We start from the raw sequence: 19,843 nt of genomic DNA on the forward strand, positions 1-19,843 counted from the left end.
AGGTTACCCACGTGTTACTCACCCGTCCGCCGCTAACTTCTTGAGAGCAAGCTCTCAATCCATTCGCTCGACTTGCATGTATTAGGCACGCCGCCAGCGTTCATCCTGAGCCAGGATCAAACTCTCCAATAAAGTTAGTTTGTCTAGCATCTAAAAATAAAATTTGACGTTTCACGTTGTTTGTTTCGTTCAGTTTTCAAAGAACTTGTCCGCCGCTTCAGAAGCGACTTCATCATATTAACATCTTCATTTTTCGATGTCAACTAAGTTTTTAAATTTCTTTTTTGTCGTTTTCTGCGTTTCCGCATCAGCGACGTTTATTAATATACCATCATGATTTTTAAATAACAAGTGTTTTTTATAAAAAACACAAAAAAATTATCTATCCTACTTTCTTCTATAGAAAGAATTATTATCCTTCCTACTAAAAATAGTTATTCTGATTGTATACTACTACACTTCATTCAACCAAATTGCATTTCACAATACCTTCCCAGGTTTTCATTCTCTTCTATATTAAAGTTTATAATAATTATCCTTCTATAGAATAACGATATAACTTAGCCGTAAGAAAAAATCCCATCCACATTAAACAATTTCAATGCAAATATAAACTTAAGAATATTATTAGAATTTTTTTACATTTAATTAATGTAAAATATCCATTTTTTGTTATATAGTAAGAAAGGATGTACTCAACTATAAATAAACCAATGGAGGAATTATTTTATGGATAGGTTAACAAAGTTTTCATTAAAAAACCGAGCTGCCATTATCATCATGATTTTTCTCATTTCCATACTCGGTGTTTATTCCGGCTCTAAATTACCTATGGAATTTTTACCAAGTATCGACAATCCAGCAATTACCGTCACAACCTTATCTCAAGGACTCGACGCTGAAACGATGACAAAGGATGTAACTGATCCTCTCGAAAAACAATTTCGCAATTTAGAACACGTCGACACCATTACTTCTTCTACATACGAGGGATTATCACGTATCGACATTGCGTATACATCAAAAGCAAACATGAAAGATGCAGCACGCGAAGTCGAAAAAGCCGTCAATACAATTAAATTACCTAAAGATGTAACCAAGCCCGTAGTTAGTCAACTAAACACTTCTATGATTCCACTCGCCCAAATTACTATCCAGAAACAAAACGGGTTTTCAAAAGCAGATGAAAAACAAATTGAAAAAGAAATCGTACCACAACTCGAAAACATTGATGGTGTTGCTAATGTTATGTTTTTCGGAAAATCCACCTCTGAATTATCTATCGTACTTGATCCGAACCAATTAAAAAACAAAAACGTAACATCACAGCAGGTACTCACTGTTTTACAAGGAAAAGAAACTTCTACTCCAGCTGGGGCAATTACTGTTAATCAGGAAGAATACAACCTCCGCATCATTGGGGACATAAAAAATGTAAATGACATTAAAAACATCACTGTGGTACCCCAAGTGAAATTGCAAGACATTGCTCAAATCGAAATCAAACAACACTACGATACAATCTCACATATAAACGGAGAAGAAGGCACTGGATTAATCATCATGAAAGAACCGAGCAAAAATGCAGTTGCAATTGGAAAAGAGATTGATAAAAAAGTTAAAGAGATAAATAAGGAATATAAAAATCAGTTTTCCATTAAACTTTTGGCCTCAACCCATGAACAAGTTGAAAATGCTGTTACTAGCATGGGAAAAGAAGTAATACTTGGAGCAATCGCTGCAACTCTAATTATCTTAATCTTTTTACGTAACTTCCGAACAACACTCATCGCTGTTGTCAGTATTCCATTATCTATTTTATTAACACTCTTTTTACTACATCAATCTAACATCACACTTAACATTTTAACCCTTGGTGGTTTAGCTGTTGCGGTTGGACGTCTCGTCGATGATAGTATCGTTGTCATCGAGAATATTTTCCGCCGTTTACAAAAAGATTCTTTCTCTAAAAATATTATTCTTGATGCAACAAAAGAAGTCGCCGTCGCAATTACTTCTTCTACTTTAACAACGGTCGCTGTTTTTTTACCTATCGGCCTCGTATCAGGAGCAATCGGAAAATTAATGTTACCTATGGTATTAGCAGTTGTATATTCTATTCTATCATCCTTAATCGTTGCACTCACAGTCGTTCCACTTATGGCTTTTTTACTACTCAAAAAAACAAAGCATCGAAAGCCAAGTTCTTCATCACGATATGTCGCTACGTTAAATTGGTCTCTTTCTCATAAATTCATTATTCTACTTACTGCATTTTTATTATTTGCAGGATCAATTGCAGCCTATATATTACTACCGAAAGCAAACATAAAATCTGAGGACGACACAATGTTATCTATTAACATGACATTTCCAGCCGATTATAATGCTGAAGCTCAAAAACAAAAAGCATTTGATTTCGAAAAGAAATTACTTTCTAATTCAGATGTAACAGACGTTATTTTACGAATGGGATCTAGCGCAGAAGATGCACAATGGGGGCAAACAACTAAAAATAACCTTGCTAGTATATTTGTAGTCTTTAAAAAAGGTTCTGATATTGATCAATATATTAAAGAGTTAAAAAAGGAAAATAAAACTTTTAAGCCTGCTGAACTTGATTATATAAAAACAAGTTATTCAAGCTCTGGCGGCGGCAACAACTTACAATTTAACGTAACAGCTACTAACGAAGCGGATTTAAAAGAGACGGCTACTATCGTCGAAACAAAACTAAAAAGCATGGATGATCTTTCTAAAGTAAAAACGAATTTAGAAGACTCTAAGAAAGAATGGCAAATTCATATTGATCAAACAAAGGCTGAACAACTAGGTTTAACACCAGAAATAGCTGCGCAACAAGTAGCATTCCTTATGAAGAAGTCACCTATTGGCGAAATTACAATTAATAATGAAAAAACTACTATTATGATAGAACACAAAAGGGAAAATATTACCAAAAAAGAAGATATTTTAAATACAAACATACTATCACCTACTAATGGACCAATTCCTTTAAAAGACATCGCAACTATTTCAGAAAAACAAACGCAAACAGAAATTTTCCATAAAGACGGAAAAGAAACAATTCAAATTACCGCCGAAGCTTCAAATGAAGATTTGAGTAAAGTAAACACAGCAGTAAATAAAGCGATAACTGACTTAGATTTACCTAGCGGTTCAAAAGTAAATATCGCAGGAGCTACTGAATCTATGCAAGAGAATTTTACAGATTTATTCAAAATTATGGGGATTGCAATCGGGATTGTATATTTAATTATGGTTATCACCTTCGGGCAAGCACGCGCTCCTTTTGCAATCCTATTCTCCTTACCGTTAGCTGCTGTCGGTGGTATTTTAGGATTAATCATCTCAAGAACACCTGTTGATATAAATTCCTTGATTGGCGCATTAATGTTAATCGGGATTGTTGTTACAAACGCTATTGTATTAATAGAAAGAGTCCAACAAAATCGGGAACACGGAATGGAAACTAGAGAAGCCTTACTTGAAGCAGGTTCTACTAGACTACGCCCAATTATTATGACAGCTATTACAACAATCGTCGCTATGCTCCCACTCCTATTTGGCCAATCCCAAGCAGGAAGTATGGTATCAAAAAGTTTAGCCGTCGTTGTCATCGGCGGTTTGGCAGTCTCGACTGTTCTTACATTAGTAGTCGTTCCAGTTATGTATGAACTATTAGATAAAATCGGGAGAAAAAGACGCTCCCGTAGGAAAATAAGCACTTCTACAGAAACACCTGATATTTAAAAACAAAAGACGTTATCTTCACAAATGAAGATAACGTCTTTTCTCTACTTAGTCATATAATCCATCATTTTTTCCACATATTGCTCTATAGGTTTACTAGAATCCACAATAAGGTATTCATTATTTAAAGGTCTTTGACTACCATTTAACCACTTTTCAAAACCTACTTCCGACTCCACCTTTTCAATTTGACTGATCATACGCTTACGTATTTGCAGTCTCCTATTAATCTCTTCCATATCATTAAGATAACACTCAATATATTTATATTTCACACCATGTTTAGTTGATAATTTAATTCCTTTTTCAACCATTCCCTCATATAAACACGGACTATCCAATATAACACTATGCCCTTGTTCTAAATAAGAATCAATCAATACCCATTCGGCATCATACGCAAGCCCACCAACAATCGTTGATTCAATTCCTTTTACTTTTAATGATTTTAACAACGCGGATTTCAAAACATCATGATCTATAATTACAGCACCTGTTAATTTCGCTATATACTTAGAAACTGTCGATTTTCCTGACCCAGGAAAACCTGACATTTGCAGAAAAAACAAATTAAAACTCCTCTCTAAATTACATCTGTTCTTCTTTATAATTAATCACAAATTCAACAATCATTACATCCATTCCTTCTATATTAAAATACAAAAGAACCCCCTACTTATAAAATAGCGAGTTCTTCTTTATAATTTATGCCGCTTTTACCTTTTTCGTTGCTTTACTTTTTCTTTTCGTTCCTGTAAAGCGCTTGTGTAATATAGATGCTATCAAGCGTGAAATAACATTGAATAGTAATACCATAATAATTAATACAGCTGCAGATTTTGTCGCAATCAACTTCGCATCTGGAATAACTCCTTCAGAATTTAATTTCCAAATGTGAACCGCTAATGTTTCAGCTGGTCTAAACGGATTTAAAGGATGCGCAGGACTTGAGAAATCCGCTGCTGAATTTAAAATCGGGGATGTTAAACCCGCTGTGTAAATTAATGCTGCCGCTTCCCCAAATATACGACCCGCCGCTAAAATAATCCCTGTAATAATTTGTGGTAATGACGATGGGATAATAATACGAGCGATTGTTTGCCACTTCGTTGCACCTAATCCAAGACTTGCCTCTTTTACATTATGAGGAACTTCTGAAATCGCATTTTCACAAACACGCGTTAAACCTGGTAAATTTAAAATAGTTAAAGCAAGAGCACCACCCATTACTGTGTATCCCCAACCTGTCATTGTAACGAACACTAACAAACCAAATAAACCAACAACAATAGAAGGTAAAGACGCCATCGTCTCTATACATAGACGAACAAAATTTAAAAAACGTCCTTGTTTTGCGTACTCTGCTAAATATATTCCAGCACCTAATCCAAGAGGAATAGATATAATAAGCGTTATAACAAGCATGTAGAAGGAATTGAATAACTGCGGACCAATCCCACCACCAGCTCTTGTATTGCTTGGTTCTCCAAACAAGAAATTAGGATCCCAAAATCCCCATCCCTTTTGTAAAATCTCAAATACTAAGAACACTAGCAAAGCTACAACTAAAGCCGCAACCGCATAAAAGATACCCGTCCAAACTTTATTTACCGTTCTTGCATTCATTATTATCGCTCACCTCTTTGCCCAATCGCTCGAATTACTAAAATAAACAGGAATGAAATAACAAGTAAAATCATCGCTAAAGTCCATAGCGCATTGTTCCAAGCAGTTCCGTTCAATGTATTCGTCATGTCCATTGTTAAAATACCAGTTAACGTCGCTGTCGGACTATATATTCCTTCTGGTAATTTAATCGTATTCCCGATTACCATCTGAACCGCTAACGCTTCACCGAAAGCACGCGCTAAGCCTAAAACAACACCTGTTAAAATCCCTTTTTTCGCAGCAGGAACAATCACTCGGCTAATCGCTTGCCATTTTGTTGATCCTAGACCATAAGAAGCTTCTAAATAATCAAATGGAACAGAACGTATTGCATCAGAAGCGATACTAGCAATAGTAGGTAAAATCATAATACTTAATACAACAATACCCGCAATTAAACTAAAGCCTACTCCCCCAAACGAATCACGTAATAGTGGTACTAAAATCGTAACCCCTAATAATCCGTATACAACCGAAGGAATACCAACTAACAATTCTAGAACAGGCTTCAATACTTTATTTCCAAACTTTGGCGAAATTAAATTCATGAATATAGCAAGAGCTATAGCAATTGGTGCACTAATAATAACCGCACCTAACGAAACCACCGTTGAACCTACAATGAAAATTAAAGCCCCGAAGGATCCTTGATCAGCATTTGGATTCCATTTTGTCGATGTTAACATCTCAGTAAATGAGATACCACTTTGTGTAAAAGATTGAATACCTTTACCACAAATAAACGCAATAATAGCTAATGTAATTAAAACAATAAAAATACCACAAAACGTAACAAGTGATCTTCCTATATATTCACTTTTCACGTAATTAATTTGTTTTTTCCCCTTCATCACAGGACAGACCCCACTTCACAGATTGAAATGAACAGGACTGGCCTTGCAGCCAGCCCCATAAAACTTTATTACTTATTTAATTTAGACATTGGAATGTAGCCCATATCTTCTACTTGCTTTTCAAAGTCTTTACCTTTTACATAATCGATGTAAGCTTTTGTTGCTTCTTTCGCTTCACCTTTTGTTACCATATACTCGTAAGACCAGAATGGATATTTACCAGACGCAATGTTTTCAACTTTCGGTTCAGCACCATCAATTTTCACTGTTTGTAGTGCACCTTTTTTATCTCCAACCATGTAAGACATCGCTAAATAGCTTACTGAACCTGGAGTAGAATTGATAGCTTGCTCTACTGCACCGTTAGAATCTTGTGTTGTACCAGTTCCATCATTAATTTTCGCGTCTTTCATAATCGTTTTTTCAAATGTAGCACGTGTACCAGATGAAGCCGGACGATTAATTACGTTGATTTTTTCATCTTTTCCGCCTACTTCTTTCCAGTTTGTTACTTTTCCAGTGAAGATATCTTGTACTTGTTGCACTGTTAAGTTATCAACTTTTACATCTTTATTTACGACAAGAGCGAATGCAATACCCGCTACCTTGTTATCTACTAATTCTTTCGCCTTTTCAGCATCTTTTATTTTATCTCCAGACGGAACATCTGAATTACCAATTTGTACTGCACCAGATGCTACTTGGTTAATCCCAGTTCCACTACCGCCACCTTGAACTTGAATAGAAACTTTTGAATTTTTCTCCATGAATTTCTTTCCAGCTTCCTCCGCAAGAGGTAGAAGAGCTGTAGAACCAGCTGCTGCAATCGTACCTGATAATTCTTGTTTTGTATTATCGCTTCCTTTAGCAGTTTCTTTACTAGTTGTATCTTCTGCTTTCCCACACCCAACTAATGCTCCTGCTACCACTAAAGCTGCTAAAGAAAATTTAATACCTTTTTTCATAACCATGTCTTGTACCCCCATTTGGATTATCACTTTTCGAATTCATTTTCTTTCGAACACAAATTCATTGTAGGACAACAATATTATGTGAGTGTTAAGCAATTTTTAATTTTAAGTAAATGACGATAATCATCCTCAAAAGCTAGGAATCCCAACATTTGTAGTTAAAGAAGCAAACAAAAACCACACTAACTATGCTGTAATGTAAATTTATTCTTAACAATGTAAATTCAATGTAAATGTTTTTCTCTCTTTTTCCCTTTTAGTTAAAGTTACATTTACAATTCCGCTGTATTTTGTAACTTTTTCACGCCTAATTTATGCACATTAAAAAGAATTTCAGTAATATTTTTTAGTACAACTAAATAAATTGGAACAATTCTAAAATTAAATGAATATTTTTAAAGTACTAATTGACAGCATCATCCAATGTAGTCTACTATATTACTAACAAAAAGTTTACCTAAGGAAACTTTTTAAACTAACACTAAAAATATAGAGAAGAGGTAACTTTTATGGTATCGGCTAATACTAAACCCCTTTCCGAGTTTAAAACAGGGGAGTTTGTACAAATTGAGAAGATACAATTAGAAGGAACTATGAAACGACGTTTATTAGATTTGGGATTTATCCCAGGGGCAACGATTAAAGTATTGCAACGCAGTCCACTTGGAGATCCGGTCGCTTATCAAGTGAGCAACACAACTATTGCACTGCGCAAAGAAGAAAGCTCCCTTATTTTCGGGGTATTAATAGGAGATGATTTCAGATGAGCAAACATCGTATTGCTTTAGCTGGTAACCCGAATACCGGGAAAAGTACATTATTTAATACTTTAACAGGTTTAAAACAACATACTGGAAACTGGACGGGAAAAACTGTTTTAAAAGCTGAAGGAGAATATGAACATAACGGAAGTAATTATACATTAATAGATTTACCTGGAACTTACTCACTATACTCAAATTCCGCAGACGAAGAAGTAGCGAGGGATTATATTATATTTGAAAAACCAGAAGTAACTGTAGTTGTCATAGACGCAACTGCTATGGAAAGAAATTTAAATTTAGCACTCCAGGTGATGGAGATGACAAATAATGTAGTCATTTGCATTAACTTAATTGATGAAGCCGAGAAAAAAGGGATTGTTATCGATGAAAAGAAATTAGCAAAATCACTTGGTGTACCTGTCGTTAAAATTTCAGCACGTAACCGAGTAGGTATTGGTCATTTGCTAAATGTTATTGCAAAAGTAGCAAATAAAAAACTAATTCCAACACCAATTAAAATTACTTACAGCGAAAAAATCGAAAATATGATTCAGGAATTAGAACCACAAATTTATAAAGTGTTCGGTGATACGTATCCAGCACGTTGGATTGCGTTACGTATATTAGATGGAGATAAAAATTTCTTAACTACACTTCAAAAACACCATAATGAACCACTTGTAAGGGAGGTCGTAATTAATGGAATCTCACTCAGCCAGTAAAGCTCTTCCATTAGACTATATTATTCAACATGCACAAACACTTTCAAAAGAAGATATACGAGATGATATAGTCGGAGATATTTACCGAACATCTGCAAGCATATGTAAAGAATCTGTCCAATATACAAATACTGATAAATTATATCGTTCCGAAAAACTAGATAAAATTTTCACATCTCCAATCTGGGGATTTCCAATTATGCTCGGTATTTTATCTATTATTTTTTATCTTACAATTGCAGGCGCTAACGTACCATCTGATATGATTGCCGAATTCTTCGGATGGGCCGAAGGATATTTAACATCTTGGTTCCAAGCAGCGCATGCACCTGAATGGTTACATGGCATTTTAATACTTGGTTTGTTCCGTGGTATCGGTGCTGTTATTAGCGTTATGTTACCACCTATGGCAATCTTTTTCCCTATGTTCGCGCTATTAGAAAACTACGGATACTTACCACGTGTCGCGTTTAATATGGACCGCTTATTCAAACGATCCGGCGCACACGGGAAACAATCTTTAACAATGGCAATGGGATTTGGTTGTAATGCAGCAGCCATTATGTCAACACGTATCATTGAATCACCACGTGAACGTATGCTAGCAATTTTAACGAACAACTTCGTTCCTTGTAACGGTCGCTGGCCTATGTTAATTTTAATGGCTTCACTATTTATGGCTGCTGGTTATACAGGCAGTATGCAAACATTGGTTACTGCTGGCGTTGTAGTTGGAATGGTTGTAATTGGTGTTATTATGACATTAACTGTTTCTTGGGTACTATCAAAAACAGCCTTAAAAGGGGTTCCAACTCACTACACACTGGAGTTACCTCCGTACCGCAAGCCAAAAGTTTGGAATACAATTGTTCGCGCAACACTCGATAAATCAATCTACGTTTTAAAACGAGCTATAGTTGTTGCTGCCCCTGCAGCTGCATTAACTTGGTTACTTGCTAATATTTTTATTGGTGACACAAGCTTACTTATGTATTTTGTAAACTTTCTAGATCCATTTGCTAAAATGTTAGGACTTGACGGCTTTATTCTAGCTGCATTCATTCTTGGACTACCCGCTAATGAAATTGTAATTCCAATTTTATTAATGTCTTACTTATCAACTGGGGCTTTAACTGAAATAGATGATTTTAATCAAATTAAAAATCTATTCCTAGAAAATGGTTGGACTTGGTTAACAGCGTTAAACACAATGTTGTTCTCACTTCTTCATTTCCCGTGCGGAACAACACTTGTTAATATATACAAAGAAACAAAAAGTGCAAAATGGACATTCTTATCGTTTGCAATCCCTACCGTTATCGCCATTGTTGTTACATTCCTCTCTACACAATTGGTACATTGGTTAGGGCTTGTATAAAGCAAAGCATACATAGAAGGCATCCCCCTTCACATATGCTTTGCACGAAAGAAACCTGAAAATTATTCAGGTTTCTTTTTTTGTACATCAGTATTCCACGGCTGTGCTCCATACGTTGTGAGTTTTTTATGAATGAAATAAATAGCCCCCGGCAGCACCGCCATTAATATCGTGCAACTAATTCCTAATCCAGTAAACAACTTTCATCACCTTATTTCACTCTTTTCGGTAAAGCTGAACCTGAATGTTCAATTGTTGGATGAACGTGAACAGTAATTTCAGCATTACTAAAGTAATTTTCGCCTTGATCCCAATTCTTACTTACCTTTTTCCACTCTTTATAATTATGTCGCTTATACACTTCCCCTAACTCTAGTACATCTACCTTATATTTTTTTTGAACAAGTTTAATTGATTTTTGAATACGCTTCTCCATTTCTTCCGATATATCCTTCTCTAAACGCTTTTCATTCAAAACCTTTTTATGATCACTGAAATGCAACTCAGCCAATGTGCCTTCCAGAGATAAATGAATATCAAACTTTGGTTTTGTAGCATTCGTTGTGGATACTTTAATTTTTCGACGTAACTTATGAATTTCATATGTAATAAGTTGATTCTTTTTACGGATGGTAAAAAAACCTCCAATTTTTTTGCCTATTATATAATTCATCCCTACTGTTTCTTCCCCACTCAAATTGCCTACACATTTATTATCCTTTCCACGAAACAATGCTGCACCGTTCATTTGTACTCCTTGTTTTGTTAGTTCCAGAATAGGTAATACAAAACTTCGGTTAGAGATCATCTTTTCCTGCACCTCACCAATTCTTGCAGCCTCAATCATTTGGGCATTTTTCGGAGGGTGTTCAGCTAACATATCAATATACTGCGCCGGTAAATTTTCAGGCTTGGCACTTTGTTTTAAAATAGCTTCGGCATTTTTATTAGAAACGAACAAACGAATATTTCTTCTCATCTCATGATCGCGAATATATACATCTAACGTATTTTGTAAAATGTATGGATGTGAAAGTAATTCTTCAGAGAAAATAATCACCTGTATATGAGGGAAAAATAATGTACGACTAATTTTTTTGGCGATTATTCTTATTTGTTCAAATACACTATCTGCTTTTGCACTAACATTAATATAATTTTCGCTATCCCCTTGTCCACCCTGTTGAGACAATTTACTGGGGAGTACCATCTGATAGGTCCCTTTCATAATTGGATTCGCTTTCTTCTCCTTCACAATATCGTAAGCCGCTCCTACTACAAATCCTCTTTCTTCTATCTCTTCTAACTCAGAACACCCACTCATAAATCCAGTTAAAGCCATAACCATTATAATTTTAAGAAGGTGTTTCATTTCCACCATTCCTTCTTTTTATTTTATATACAATTAAAACGAGCAAAGGAGCTAACACAACAAACCCCATATCTATCCAAGCTAAATAAGTCCCATAACTTGATAAAGTATTTAAACTACTAGGTATCATATTCACCATAAAAATAATAGGGGCACTTATGAAAATAAAAATTTGTTTCTTCACTTTCGGAAACATAGCACAAAACAATAAAGATGCGACGTCATAATACATTGCTGTAGTGTTATAAATAGTAATAATCCAAGTCGTAAAAAAAATCGCATCAAACCTTTCTAAAAATCCTCCACCAATTTCAATTTCTTTCCCTAATTCAATTGTTGGATATGTCAATCCACGTGTTGTCATATACGTAAAAACGCTAATACAAGTTACATAAATTAAAATGTATGACAGCACGTTTACCATCACCGCTTTCGCGACTGCCATTGGCGCTTTTTTCGCTGTCTTATCATTCAGCAACACCGCATAAAATAAAGCTACTTCAAATCCAATAAACGTAAAAATAGAATTTTTAACTCCAACAGCATATTGACTTACTTTCGTTTGAAAAGCTGGTAGTAAATTATTTATTTCCATTAAATTTATATTCAATAAAGAAAGAAGTACTATCGCAATTAAAACAATAGGCAAGAATAAAACATTTAACCTTAATAAGGCTGCTCTTGATCCTGCTATTCCATAAATAACAACTAATAAGAAGAAAAAAGACAGTAGTTGTATTGGTGTATCACTAAATAAATACGTTTGAGAAATAACTGAAATCATTCGCGATTCATACGCTGTCAAAGCAGCAAACGTTAATACTAAAATACTACTAATTGTGTATGCAACAGGCTTCGTCAAATGCGCACTCGTATATTGAACAAAATTTTGTTTTGGAAATAAGATAGCCACTCTCGTCACAAACCAGCCTAAAACTGCGCAAATCAGTCCACCCAAAAGCAAGATAATCCAACCGTCCGAAAATAAAGTTTGGTTAGCGATATCTCTTGGCATAGACAATGCCCCTATACCAATAATGGTCGATGATACCGCAAACCCAATTTCCCGAGATCCAATCTCTTCATCGCCATACTCAAATGGTTTCAATTATTTTCGCTCCTTTGGACGTATTGTAGAATCTTTTGTTTGTAAGTACTCCGGTCTATCTTTCAACATCGCTTTTGGTATGCGAATAAATTCTTCTTTCCAATCTTTATAAAATGCAGGAGCAATTGGAGTTGTATACGGTATACCAACACTTGTTAAATTTGTAATATGAACAGCAAGTGCAATCAGAGCTAGAATGATCCCATACAACCCAAAAGCAGTTGCAGCTAATACAAAGACGAAAAGTAAAATCCGGAACGTAATCGTAATACTATATACAGGAAGCGAGAACGTAGCAATCGCAGTAACTGCAATAATAATAACTAAAAACGGATTTACAATCCCTGCATTTACCGCAGCTTCTCCAATTACAAGACCTCCTACAATCCCTATCGTTTGTCCCATCGGTTTCGGCAATCGGATTCCAGCTTCTCGTATTAATTCCATAGTCAAGGCCATCATTAACGTTTCAATATATGCTGGGAACGGAACACCTTCCCTCGCACCTGCAATTGAATAAGCCAGTTTAGAAGGAATAAGTCCTTGATGATAAGATACAAGTGCTACATACATAGCTGGTAACAAAACCGCGATTATACCTGAACCCATACGTAAAAATCTTAGTAACGTTCCAATCACCCAGCGCTCGTAATGATCTTCTACAGATTGAAAAATATCAACAAACACAAGCGGTGCAATAAGAGCAAACGGAGATCCGTCTACTAAAATGGCCGCTTTTCCCTTCGCTAATGACGCTATAATATTATCTGGCCTCTCTGTATTCAAAAACTGTGGAAATGGAGATAAATTATTATCCTGAATTAATTGTTCAATCGTACCTGTTTCCAAAATAATATCTGTCACTATTGATTGAAGACGGCGATCTAACTCTTTTACAATGTGAGGATTAATAATATCTTCTATATATACTAGGGTTACTTCTTTCTGCGATCGCTTCCCCATAATATAAGATTGGAACCTCAACTTTGGATCGCGTAAACTGCGTCGGATTAACATTTTATTCACATTAATATCTTCATTTAATCCAACTCTCGGTCCGCGTATTAAATCTTCTGTCACTGGTGGCTCTAAACTTCTCTTCTCCCAAGCCCTACTATTAATAACGATAGCAGTTTGAATATTATCAATTAATATAACTGTATCTCCCGCTAAAATCGCATTTATAATATCCGGAAACGTTGTCTTCTTACCCACTTCCGCAATAGAAATAAAACGATCCAATAACGTCTGAACGACAGCCGCTTCATTTTGCACTTCTTCATATTGAAGAGTACGAACTACATATTTATAAACATTATCCTTGTCTGTTAACCCACATAAAAACACAACCGCACAACGTGTAAAACTCCCAGCAAGAACAACTTCTCTAATTGTTAAATCATTAGGTGAACCTAACTCATCCCTAATTTCTTTCATAACTTCAAATAAGTTACCTTCAAGCTCTAACAATTTCCCCACCTAACTTCCTTTTCAACAAGTTTTTAGTTAGATTCCGCTAATAGAAGAAAATATATACAAAAAAGAGCTATCTCTTTGCAAAGATAGCTCCAATAAACGAATTACTTTTCTACTATTGTAGTGTTTTTCTTTATAAATACACCTTTTGTAAATCCACTAACTACAAACATCACAATCATATTAATTAACAATGCGACTATGCCCACATTCAAATCTTTTATATACTGCGGAAAACTCGGAAACATCGTAGCTATAGTTGAGCCAGATAAGGTAATATATGCGACCACTAACAGCCCAACTCCCATTCCTGCAATCGCTCCTTGCTTCGTAACAATTTGGCGCGGAAACAAGCTACATACAAGTGCAGGGAAAAGTTGCGTAACGATACTGTACCCCATTAAGAGAAGTGCTCCTATTGTTTCCCCTCCTTTAAATGTAAATAAAACTGCCACGAGCGTTACTACAGGCACAAATAATTTTGCCATCTTAGCAACTTGTCTATCTGAAGCAGACGGAACGATCGTTCGATAAATATTTTTTGCTAACAGTGTAGAAGCCGCCATAACAAGCATAGAGCCTGGAACCAATGCCGTTAATACTCCCGCACTACCAATAATCCCAATAAACCAAGGATCAAAAGTTTGTAAAGCAAGACGGACTAACGAAAGATCTACATCCGCTCCCTTTAACCCAGGAACTTGCAATATAGCAGCAAACCCTGCGAAAAATACGAAAAGTAACACTAAAGAATACAATGGCATAATTGTTGCATTTTTACGAAATACTTTTTCATTTTTTGCAGAAAAAGCAGAAGCAAATGTATGAGGCCACATATAGAAACCGAGGGCCGTTAATATAATAGTAGAAACAAACCAAGAAATACTCATTCCTTCTTCAGGTAAAGATAAAAATCCTGGTTTCGCTGCTTCTACAGCTTCAAACATCGGCTGAAATCCTCCATAATAATGATACGGTAAATATATACCTAAAAACATAACGATAAACAGTATCATAATATCCTTCAAAGCAGCCGTCCAAGCTGAACCGTGTATACCTGAAACCATTACATATATAGTTATAACAATAGCACCAATCCAAACCGCAACAACAGGTGATACCCTTCCGTAAGACGCTTCTGAAACGATAATTCCCAGTCCCTTTAACTGTAAAACAAGATATGGGATGATGGAAATAACACCAACAATTGAAACAATAAGTCCAAGCGCCTTACTTCTGTATTTCTTCGCAAAAAAATCCGACTGCGAAACAAGGTTATGCTCTTTTGCATACTTCCAAATCGGTGGCAATAAAAAATACGATAAAAGATAAGCTAGAGCACCATAACCTAAAATATAAAAGGTAGGTGCGCCTTTACTATATGCCCAGCCGCTTCCTCCTAAAAATGTAAACGTCGTATAAATTTCACCTGCCATAAGGAGAAAAACAAAAATAGTACCAAACCCTCTTCCTCCAACTGACCATTGCTCTAAATTCATATCTTTTCCATGTTGTGCCCGAATCCCTAAAAATAGTGCGAGAAACAAAAATAAAATAATGATAAGTAATGCAGTCATTTTACATCCTCCTTATTAGCAGGATCAAGCACGTACACAAGCCCCATACAAAGAGATGTAATAAACACTGATAATAATACCCAAAATAATAAAAAGGGCATCCCTAATACGTAAGGAGTAACTGAATTCGCAAATATTGGCCCAACTACTAAACAAAGAACTGGAATAAGCGCTAGGATGTGTATTTTCTTCATCTCATTCTCCTTTACTTATAAAGTTCATAATGGCTGATACAAAGACTTCCACTCCAATCGGTAATGCATCTTCGTCAATCGTAAAACGAGGGTGATGGTGAGGATATATAATACCTTTCTCTTTATTTCCTGCTCCGATAAAAAAGAATGTCCCCGGTGCCTTTTGTAAAAACGCTGAAAAATCTTCTCCAGCCATCGTTGGCTGTAAACGAACAACTCTATCCCTTCCATAAAGTTGTAATGCCGTTTGTTCAATAAGCTCTGTAGCTTCATAGTCATTTACAACTGGTCGATATCCATATTCATATGAAAATGTATATTTCGCTCCGTAAGATTCCGTAATATACTTCACAATCCGCTCAATCTTCTTCTCTGTTTCACCTCGTAATTCATGTCTTAAACTTCTCACTGTCCCTTCAATCTCGGCTTGCTCTGGTATTACATTATGAGTTGTCCCCGCATGAAATTGCGTAACAGATATTACGAGCGAATCTAATGGATTCGTGAGGCGAGATACAATTTGCTGAAGTTGCGAAACGACTTGTGTTCCGATTACGATACTATCCACCGTTTCATGAGGGATTCCAGCATGTCCACCTTTTCCCTCTATCTTAATTTTAAAAACATCCGGTGCAGCCATTGCAGGACCATAAATAACACCTATTTTCCCAACCTCTAACGACGCCCAAAGGTGAGCACCAATAATATAATCCACACCTTCCATTACACCTGCAGCAACCATCTCCTCTGCACCACCAGGAAAATTTTCTTCAGCATGTTGGAATAGAAAACGAATCTCCCCTTTAATCTTCTCTCTTTCTTCTACTAACTTATGTACAACCCCAAGTAATATCGCTATATGTCCATCATGACCACATGCATGCATTACACCTTTATATGTAGAAATAAAATCAAACTCATTTTCTTCATGAATAGGAAGAGCATCCATATCGGCTCGAACCGCAACTGTTTTGCCCGGATGTTTACCTACTAACTTTGCCATCACACTATATTTAGTCGGCCGTGACACTTCTAAATATGGGAATTTCCGAAGTATATCGAACACAAACTGCGATGTTTTTTCTTCTTGAAAAGATAACTCTGGATACTTATGAAAATGCCTTCTCCACTCAACTAACTGATTTTTTGACAAAACAAATTCCTTTGCAACATCCATACTCCTTCACTCCTTCTTCACCAAGTTAAATGTTATTATAACGTGAATTGTTAACTTTTAAAAGAATCTTCTAAATTTTCTGTAATAATAACTCAAAAAGAAAAAGCCACCCAAAAGATGACTTTTTCATTATTATAAAATAGTAATTGCTTGTTTTCCCATTTGCTCCCAAGCTTTCTCAAATTCTGCTCGCGGAACAGCCAAACGCGGATTATTTTTAAGAGGATCATTTACATATACAAAGTTTTGATCATATCCAATTACTACTGCACTATGCTCATAATATGTAATTTTCACTTCACCTGAACTCGTATTCCATGTTTCAAAACTACTTTCAGCTAGCGGCTTAAACGTCGTATTAATAATGACCCATACCGGTGAACCAGAACTAATTACTTTATATATATCTTGCATGTCTCTACCTGTTAAATTAATTACTTTTTCAGGAACATATTTTTCTGCCAAATTAAAAATTGGTTGATTATATACACCATATCCAGGCTCTGCCTTTGTATAAATATTTCCAACAAACCCTTCGTAAGGATTTCCCCGTACGCCATTTTGTTCAAATGGAACACGATGAATTTCGCTAGCAAGTTGCATCTTATCTACTTGTACACCTTTATATTGCAACAACATAGCTAAACTTGTCACTTCACATCCTCGAGGTAATTCTGGTAATTGTTTAATAAACGGAACATCCTCAATCATAGCTGCTTCTTTCATTTCAGATAGAAACTCTAAGCGTAGAACTTGCGCCTTTTGCATAATTTTATCTTTTCCTATAAAAAATGCAGCAGCAAGTATAATCCCAAAAACAAAAAGATATTTTAACTTTTTCATTATAAACAAAACTCCATTAATTATTATTTTACAGACACAACTCTTATCATTGTACCCTTCTTCTTACTAGTTTGCTAGAAAGATCATGTGAATTATCGCTCATAGAATTAATTATAAAAATTCTAATTATTTTTAATAAAAAGAAAAATAAATATACATTTCCAGAATATTTTGCTAAAATCAAAATTGTTAACATGGTGAAGATATCACCATGTTAACAAACATTCTTAGAGTATTTAGTCATAGTTCGTTTTTTTACATACTCCATTCATTTCATAGTAAATAAACCGAGTGTGTGTTGCATCCCCCACTAATGATTAAAAACTCAGAATAAAACGAAGTTCACACATTCAAGAAAATACGGGGTGAGGGGCATATGAATCAACAAATTGAACAAACAGATTTAAAACGAACAATGAAAAGTAGACACCTATTTATGATTGCACTCGGCGGTGTTATCGGAACCGGGCTATTTATGGGATCTGGTCAAATTGTCCATAATGCCGGACCTGGTGGTGCTATTCTTGCATTTTTAGTCGGTGGATTTGTTATGTATTTAACGATGTTATGTCTTGGTGAATTATCCGTTGCTATGCCAGAAGCAGGTTCATTCCAAAGCTATGCAAGCAAATTCATTTCACCTGGTTTTGGATTTGTTGTCGGTTGGATGTATTGGCTAAATTGGGCTGTTACAGTTGGCGTAGAGTTAACAACTGTAAGTATTTTAATGAAACGCTGGTTTCCAGACGTTTCTTCATGGATTTGGTGCGTTACATTTGCAGCAGCGCTATTTCTCGTAAACGCTTTATCAGCAAAAGCATATGCAGAAGCAGAGTTTTGGTTCGCAAGTGTAAAAGTTGCAACAATTGTTATTTTCATCGTACTTGGTGGCGCTGTTATGTTCGGTCTACTAGACTTTAATGGAAAGCCAGCTCCGATGCTTCATAATTTCACTGAAAATGGCGGGCTATTTCCAAACGGTGCATTAGCTGTTCTTCTTACGATGATTACAGTAAATTACTCCTTCCAAGGAACAGAATTAATTGGAATCGCTTCAGGAGAAAGTGAAAATCCTGAAAAAACAATTCCAAAAGCAATCAAAAATACAATTTGGCGAACTCTCTTCTTCTTCGTCTTAGCGATATCAGTTGTTGTAGGTTTACTCCCGTGGCAAGAGGCTAATCTAGTCGAAAGTCCCTTTGTACTTGTATTTGATGTAGCCGGTGTCCCATATGCAGCAGACATTATGAACTTCGTTATTATTACAGCTGTATTATCCGTTGCTAACTCTGGTCTATACGCAAATTCTCGTATGCTGTGGGCGATGGCAAAACAAGGAATGGCAAGTCCAGCGTTTACTAAATTAACTAAAAGAGGTGTACCGCTAAACGCATTAATTTTCAGTCTGATTTTTGCAAGTCTTTCTTTATTAACAAGTGTATTTGCGGCAGATACTGTCTTTCTAGTTTTAACATCTATTGCAGCGATGGCTGCTGTTGTCGTGTGGATGTCAATCGCCGCTTCACAGTTTTTCTTCCGTAGAAATTTCGTGAAAAATGGTGGCGACATAAATGATTTAAAATATCGTACACCGCTCTATCCACTAGTTCCAATCGTAGCGTTCTCGCTCAATTTCATTACATTTGTTAGTTTGGCTTTCATTCCAGATCAAAGAATTGCTCTTTATTGTGGCATTCCATTTATGATTACTTGTTACATTTTATACCAAGTTAAATATAAAAAAATTGTCAAACTTGAACAGCCACGAACTGTCACACAATAAATAAACTAAATATACAAAATATTCAGCTATCTTTCTTATGATAAGATAGCTTTTTTCTATTTCTTGGATATCCTGGTATAACTTTATTTATCTTAAAATTTTCACAATCACGTTTTTCTCTGGAAAATAGTTTACAATGTAATCAAGTTACAAATGATATTCACCTTAAAAAGTGTGCATTT

Annotated in this window: 17 protein-coding genes and 1 rRNA gene; 5 read left to right on the plus strand and 13 right to left on the minus strand. The window is 35.6% G+C overall.

Features of this window, described 5'->3' with window-relative positions; all coding sequences use genetic code 11:
• Positions 1–132: ribosomal RNA gene (locus BUA87_RS23170) — 16S ribosomal RNA — on the minus strand; the annotation flags it as partial.
• A 597-nt stretch (positions 133–729) separates the two neighbouring features.
• Here BUA87_RS23170 and BUA87_RS23175 point away from each other — a divergent pair.
• Positions 730–3,774, plus strand: coding sequence for an efflux RND transporter permease subunit (locus BUA87_RS23175; RefSeq protein WP_072940953.1), 3,045 nt, complete (start codon positions 730–732; stop codon positions 3,772–3,774).
• A gap of 44 nt (positions 3,775–3,818) precedes the next feature.
• Here BUA87_RS23175 and BUA87_RS23180 read toward each other — a convergent pair whose 3' ends face one another.
• The 4 genes from BUA87_RS23180 to BUA87_RS23195 all read right to left on the minus strand — a co-directional run bounded on the left by BUA87_RS23180 (position 3,819) and on the right by BUA87_RS23195 (position 7,267).
• A complete protein-coding gene (locus tag BUA87_RS23180) occupies positions 3,819–4,343 on the minus strand; it encodes a P-loop nucleotide/nucleoside kinase family protein (protein ID WP_000465757.1) in 525 nt (174 codons plus the stop codon).
• A gap of 136 nt (positions 4,344–4,479) precedes the next feature.
• A complete protein-coding gene (gene pstA / locus BUA87_RS23185; RefSeq protein ID WP_000994139.1) occupies positions 4,480–5,400 on the minus strand; it encodes a phosphate ABC transporter permease PstA in 921 nt (306 codons plus the stop codon).
• A gap of 2 nt (positions 5,401–5,402) precedes the next feature.
• Positions 5,403–6,293 (minus strand): phosphate ABC transporter permease subunit PstC, encoded by an 891-nt coding sequence (gene pstC / locus BUA87_RS23190; protein ID WP_000676676.1) that lies wholly within the window; start codon positions 6,291–6,293, stop codon positions 5,403–5,405.
• A gap of 71 nt (positions 6,294–6,364) precedes the next feature.
• On the minus strand, positions 6,365–7,267 hold the full coding sequence (locus BUA87_RS23195; protein ID WP_000245112.1) for a phosphate ABC transporter substrate-binding protein PstS family protein: 903 nt from the start codon (positions 7,265–7,267) through the stop codon (positions 6,365–6,367).
• A gap of 509 nt (positions 7,268–7,776) precedes the next feature.
• Between BUA87_RS23195 and BUA87_RS23200 the strand changes: the two genes are divergently transcribed.
• Genes BUA87_RS23200 through BUA87_RS23210 form a run of 3 tightly spaced genes read left to right on the plus strand, consistent with a single transcriptional unit; the run spans position 7,777 to position 10,131 of the window.
• Complete coding sequence (locus BUA87_RS23200; protein ID WP_000252989.1) at positions 7,777–8,034, plus strand: FeoA family protein; 258 nt, start codon at positions 7,777–7,779, stop codon at positions 8,032–8,034.
• Complete coding sequence (locus BUA87_RS23205) at positions 8,031–8,753, plus strand: FeoB small GTPase domain-containing protein (protein WP_000033865.1); 723 nt, start codon at positions 8,031–8,033, stop codon at positions 8,751–8,753. The genes BUA87_RS23200 and BUA87_RS23205 overlap by 4 nt, the downstream gene beginning before the upstream one ends.
• The gene (locus tag BUA87_RS23210) at positions 8,731–10,131 is read left to right on the plus strand and encodes a nucleoside recognition domain-containing protein (RefSeq protein WP_000443602.1); all 1,401 of its coding nucleotides are present in this window, start codon (positions 8,731–8,733) and stop codon (positions 10,129–10,131) included. The genes BUA87_RS23205 and BUA87_RS23210 overlap by 23 nt, the downstream gene beginning before the upstream one ends.
• A gap of 62 nt (positions 10,132–10,193) precedes the next feature.
• Here BUA87_RS23210 and BUA87_RS31435 read toward each other — a convergent pair whose 3' ends face one another.
• The 8 genes from BUA87_RS31435 to BUA87_RS23245 form a co-directional block, all read right to left on the minus strand.
• Positions 10,194–10,331: a hypothetical protein gene (locus tag BUA87_RS31435; protein WP_000493991.1), complete on the minus strand. Its 138-nt coding sequence runs from the start codon at positions 10,329–10,331 to the stop codon at positions 10,194–10,196.
• An 11-nt stretch (positions 10,332–10,342) separates the two neighbouring features.
• Positions 10,343–11,503: a spore germination protein GerLC gene (gene gerLC, locus BUA87_RS23215; protein ID WP_071714274.1), complete on the minus strand. Its 1,161-nt coding sequence runs from the start codon at positions 11,501–11,503 to the stop codon at positions 10,343–10,345.
• Positions 11,487–12,611 carry a spore germination protein GerLB gene (gerLB, locus tag BUA87_RS23220; RefSeq protein WP_000802008.1) on the minus strand — a complete coding sequence of 375 codons (1,125 nt, stop codon included), beginning with the start codon at positions 12,609–12,611 and terminating at the stop codon, positions 11,487–11,489. The genes gerLC and gerLB overlap by 17 nt, the downstream gene beginning before the upstream one ends.
• Positions 12,612–14,090 (minus strand): spore germination protein GerLA, encoded by a 1,479-nt coding sequence (gerLA, locus tag BUA87_RS23225; protein ID WP_002060757.1) that lies wholly within the window; start codon positions 14,088–14,090, stop codon positions 12,612–12,614.
• Between the two features lie 101 nt (positions 14,091–14,191).
• Complete coding sequence (locus tag BUA87_RS23230; protein WP_000125935.1) at positions 14,192–15,664, minus strand: sodium:solute symporter family protein; 1,473 nt, start codon at positions 15,662–15,664, stop codon at positions 14,192–14,194.
• Complete coding sequence (locus BUA87_RS23235) at positions 15,661–15,858, minus strand: DUF3311 domain-containing protein (protein WP_071714273.1); 198 nt, start codon at positions 15,856–15,858, stop codon at positions 15,661–15,663. Before BUA87_RS23235 ends, BUA87_RS23230 begins: the two co-directional genes overlap by 4 nt.
• A gap of 1 nt (position 15,859) precedes the next feature.
• Positions 15,860–17,035, minus strand: coding sequence for an amidohydrolase (locus BUA87_RS23240; RefSeq protein ID WP_000382086.1), 1,176 nt, complete (start codon positions 17,033–17,035; stop codon positions 15,860–15,862).
• A 132-nt stretch (positions 17,036–17,167) separates the two neighbouring features.
• Positions 17,168–17,878 (minus strand): C39 family peptidase, encoded by a 711-nt coding sequence (locus tag BUA87_RS23245; RefSeq protein ID WP_000734491.1) that lies wholly within the window; start codon positions 17,876–17,878, stop codon positions 17,168–17,170.
• Positions 17,879–18,254: 376 nt separating this feature from the next.
• Here BUA87_RS23245 and BUA87_RS23250 point away from each other — a divergent pair, with 376 nt between their 5' ends.
• Entirely contained in the window at positions 18,255–19,661 is a 1,407-nt protein-coding gene (locus tag BUA87_RS23250; protein ID WP_071714272.1) for an amino acid permease, read from the plus strand.
• Positions 19,662–19,843 lie beyond the last annotated feature (182 nt).

Origin of the sequence: Bacillus sp. bc15 (assembly GCF_900142585.1) — a bacterium.
Taxonomy (GTDB): Bacteria; Bacillota; Bacilli; order Bacillales; family Bacillaceae_G; genus Bacillus_A; species Bacillus_A cereus.

Excerpts from the sequence above, each read along its gene's own strand:
- BUA87_RS23175 (WP_072940953.1), top strand. The coding sequence starts at position 730 with ATGGATAGGTTAACAAAGTTTTCATTAAAAAACCGAGCTGCCATTATC.
- pstA (WP_000994139.1), bottom strand. The coding sequence starts at position 5,400 with ATGAATGCAAGAACGGTAAATAAAGTTTGGACGGGTATCTTTTATGCG.
- pstC (WP_000676676.1), bottom strand. The coding sequence starts at position 6,293 with ATGAAGGGGAAAAAACAAATTAATTACGTGAAAAGTGAATATATAGGA.
- BUA87_RS23195 (WP_000245112.1), bottom strand. The coding sequence starts at position 7,267 with ATGGTTATGAAAAAAGGTATTAAATTTTCTTTAGCAGCTTTAGTGGTA.
- BUA87_RS23200 (WP_000252989.1), top strand. The coding sequence starts at position 7,777 with ATGGTATCGGCTAATACTAAACCCCTTTCCGAGTTTAAAACAGGGGAG.
- BUA87_RS23205 (WP_000033865.1), top strand. The coding sequence starts at position 8,031 with ATGAGCAAACATCGTATTGCTTTAGCTGGTAACCCGAATACCGGGAAA.
- BUA87_RS23210 (WP_000443602.1), top strand. The coding sequence starts at position 8,731 with ATGGAATCTCACTCAGCCAGTAAAGCTCTTCCATTAGACTATATTATT.
- gerLC (WP_071714274.1), bottom strand. The coding sequence starts at position 11,503 with ATGAAACACCTTCTTAAAATTATAATGGTTATGGCTTTAACTGGATTT.
- BUA87_RS23230 (WP_000125935.1), bottom strand. The coding sequence starts at position 15,664 with ATGACTGCATTACTTATCATTATTTTATTTTTGTTTCTCGCACTATTT.
- BUA87_RS23235 (WP_071714273.1), bottom strand. The coding sequence starts at position 15,858 with ATGAAGAAAATACACATCCTAGCGCTTATTCCAGTTCTTTGTTTAGTA.
- BUA87_RS23240 (WP_000382086.1), bottom strand. The coding sequence starts at position 17,035 with ATGGATGTTGCAAAGGAATTTGTTTTGTCAAAAAATCAGTTAGTTGAG.
- BUA87_RS23245 (WP_000734491.1), bottom strand. The coding sequence starts at position 17,878 with ATGAAAAAGTTAAAATATCTTTTTGTTTTTGGGATTATACTTGCTGCT.
- BUA87_RS23250 (WP_071714272.1), top strand. The coding sequence starts at position 18,255 with ATGAATCAACAAATTGAACAAACAGATTTAAAACGAACAATGAAAAGT.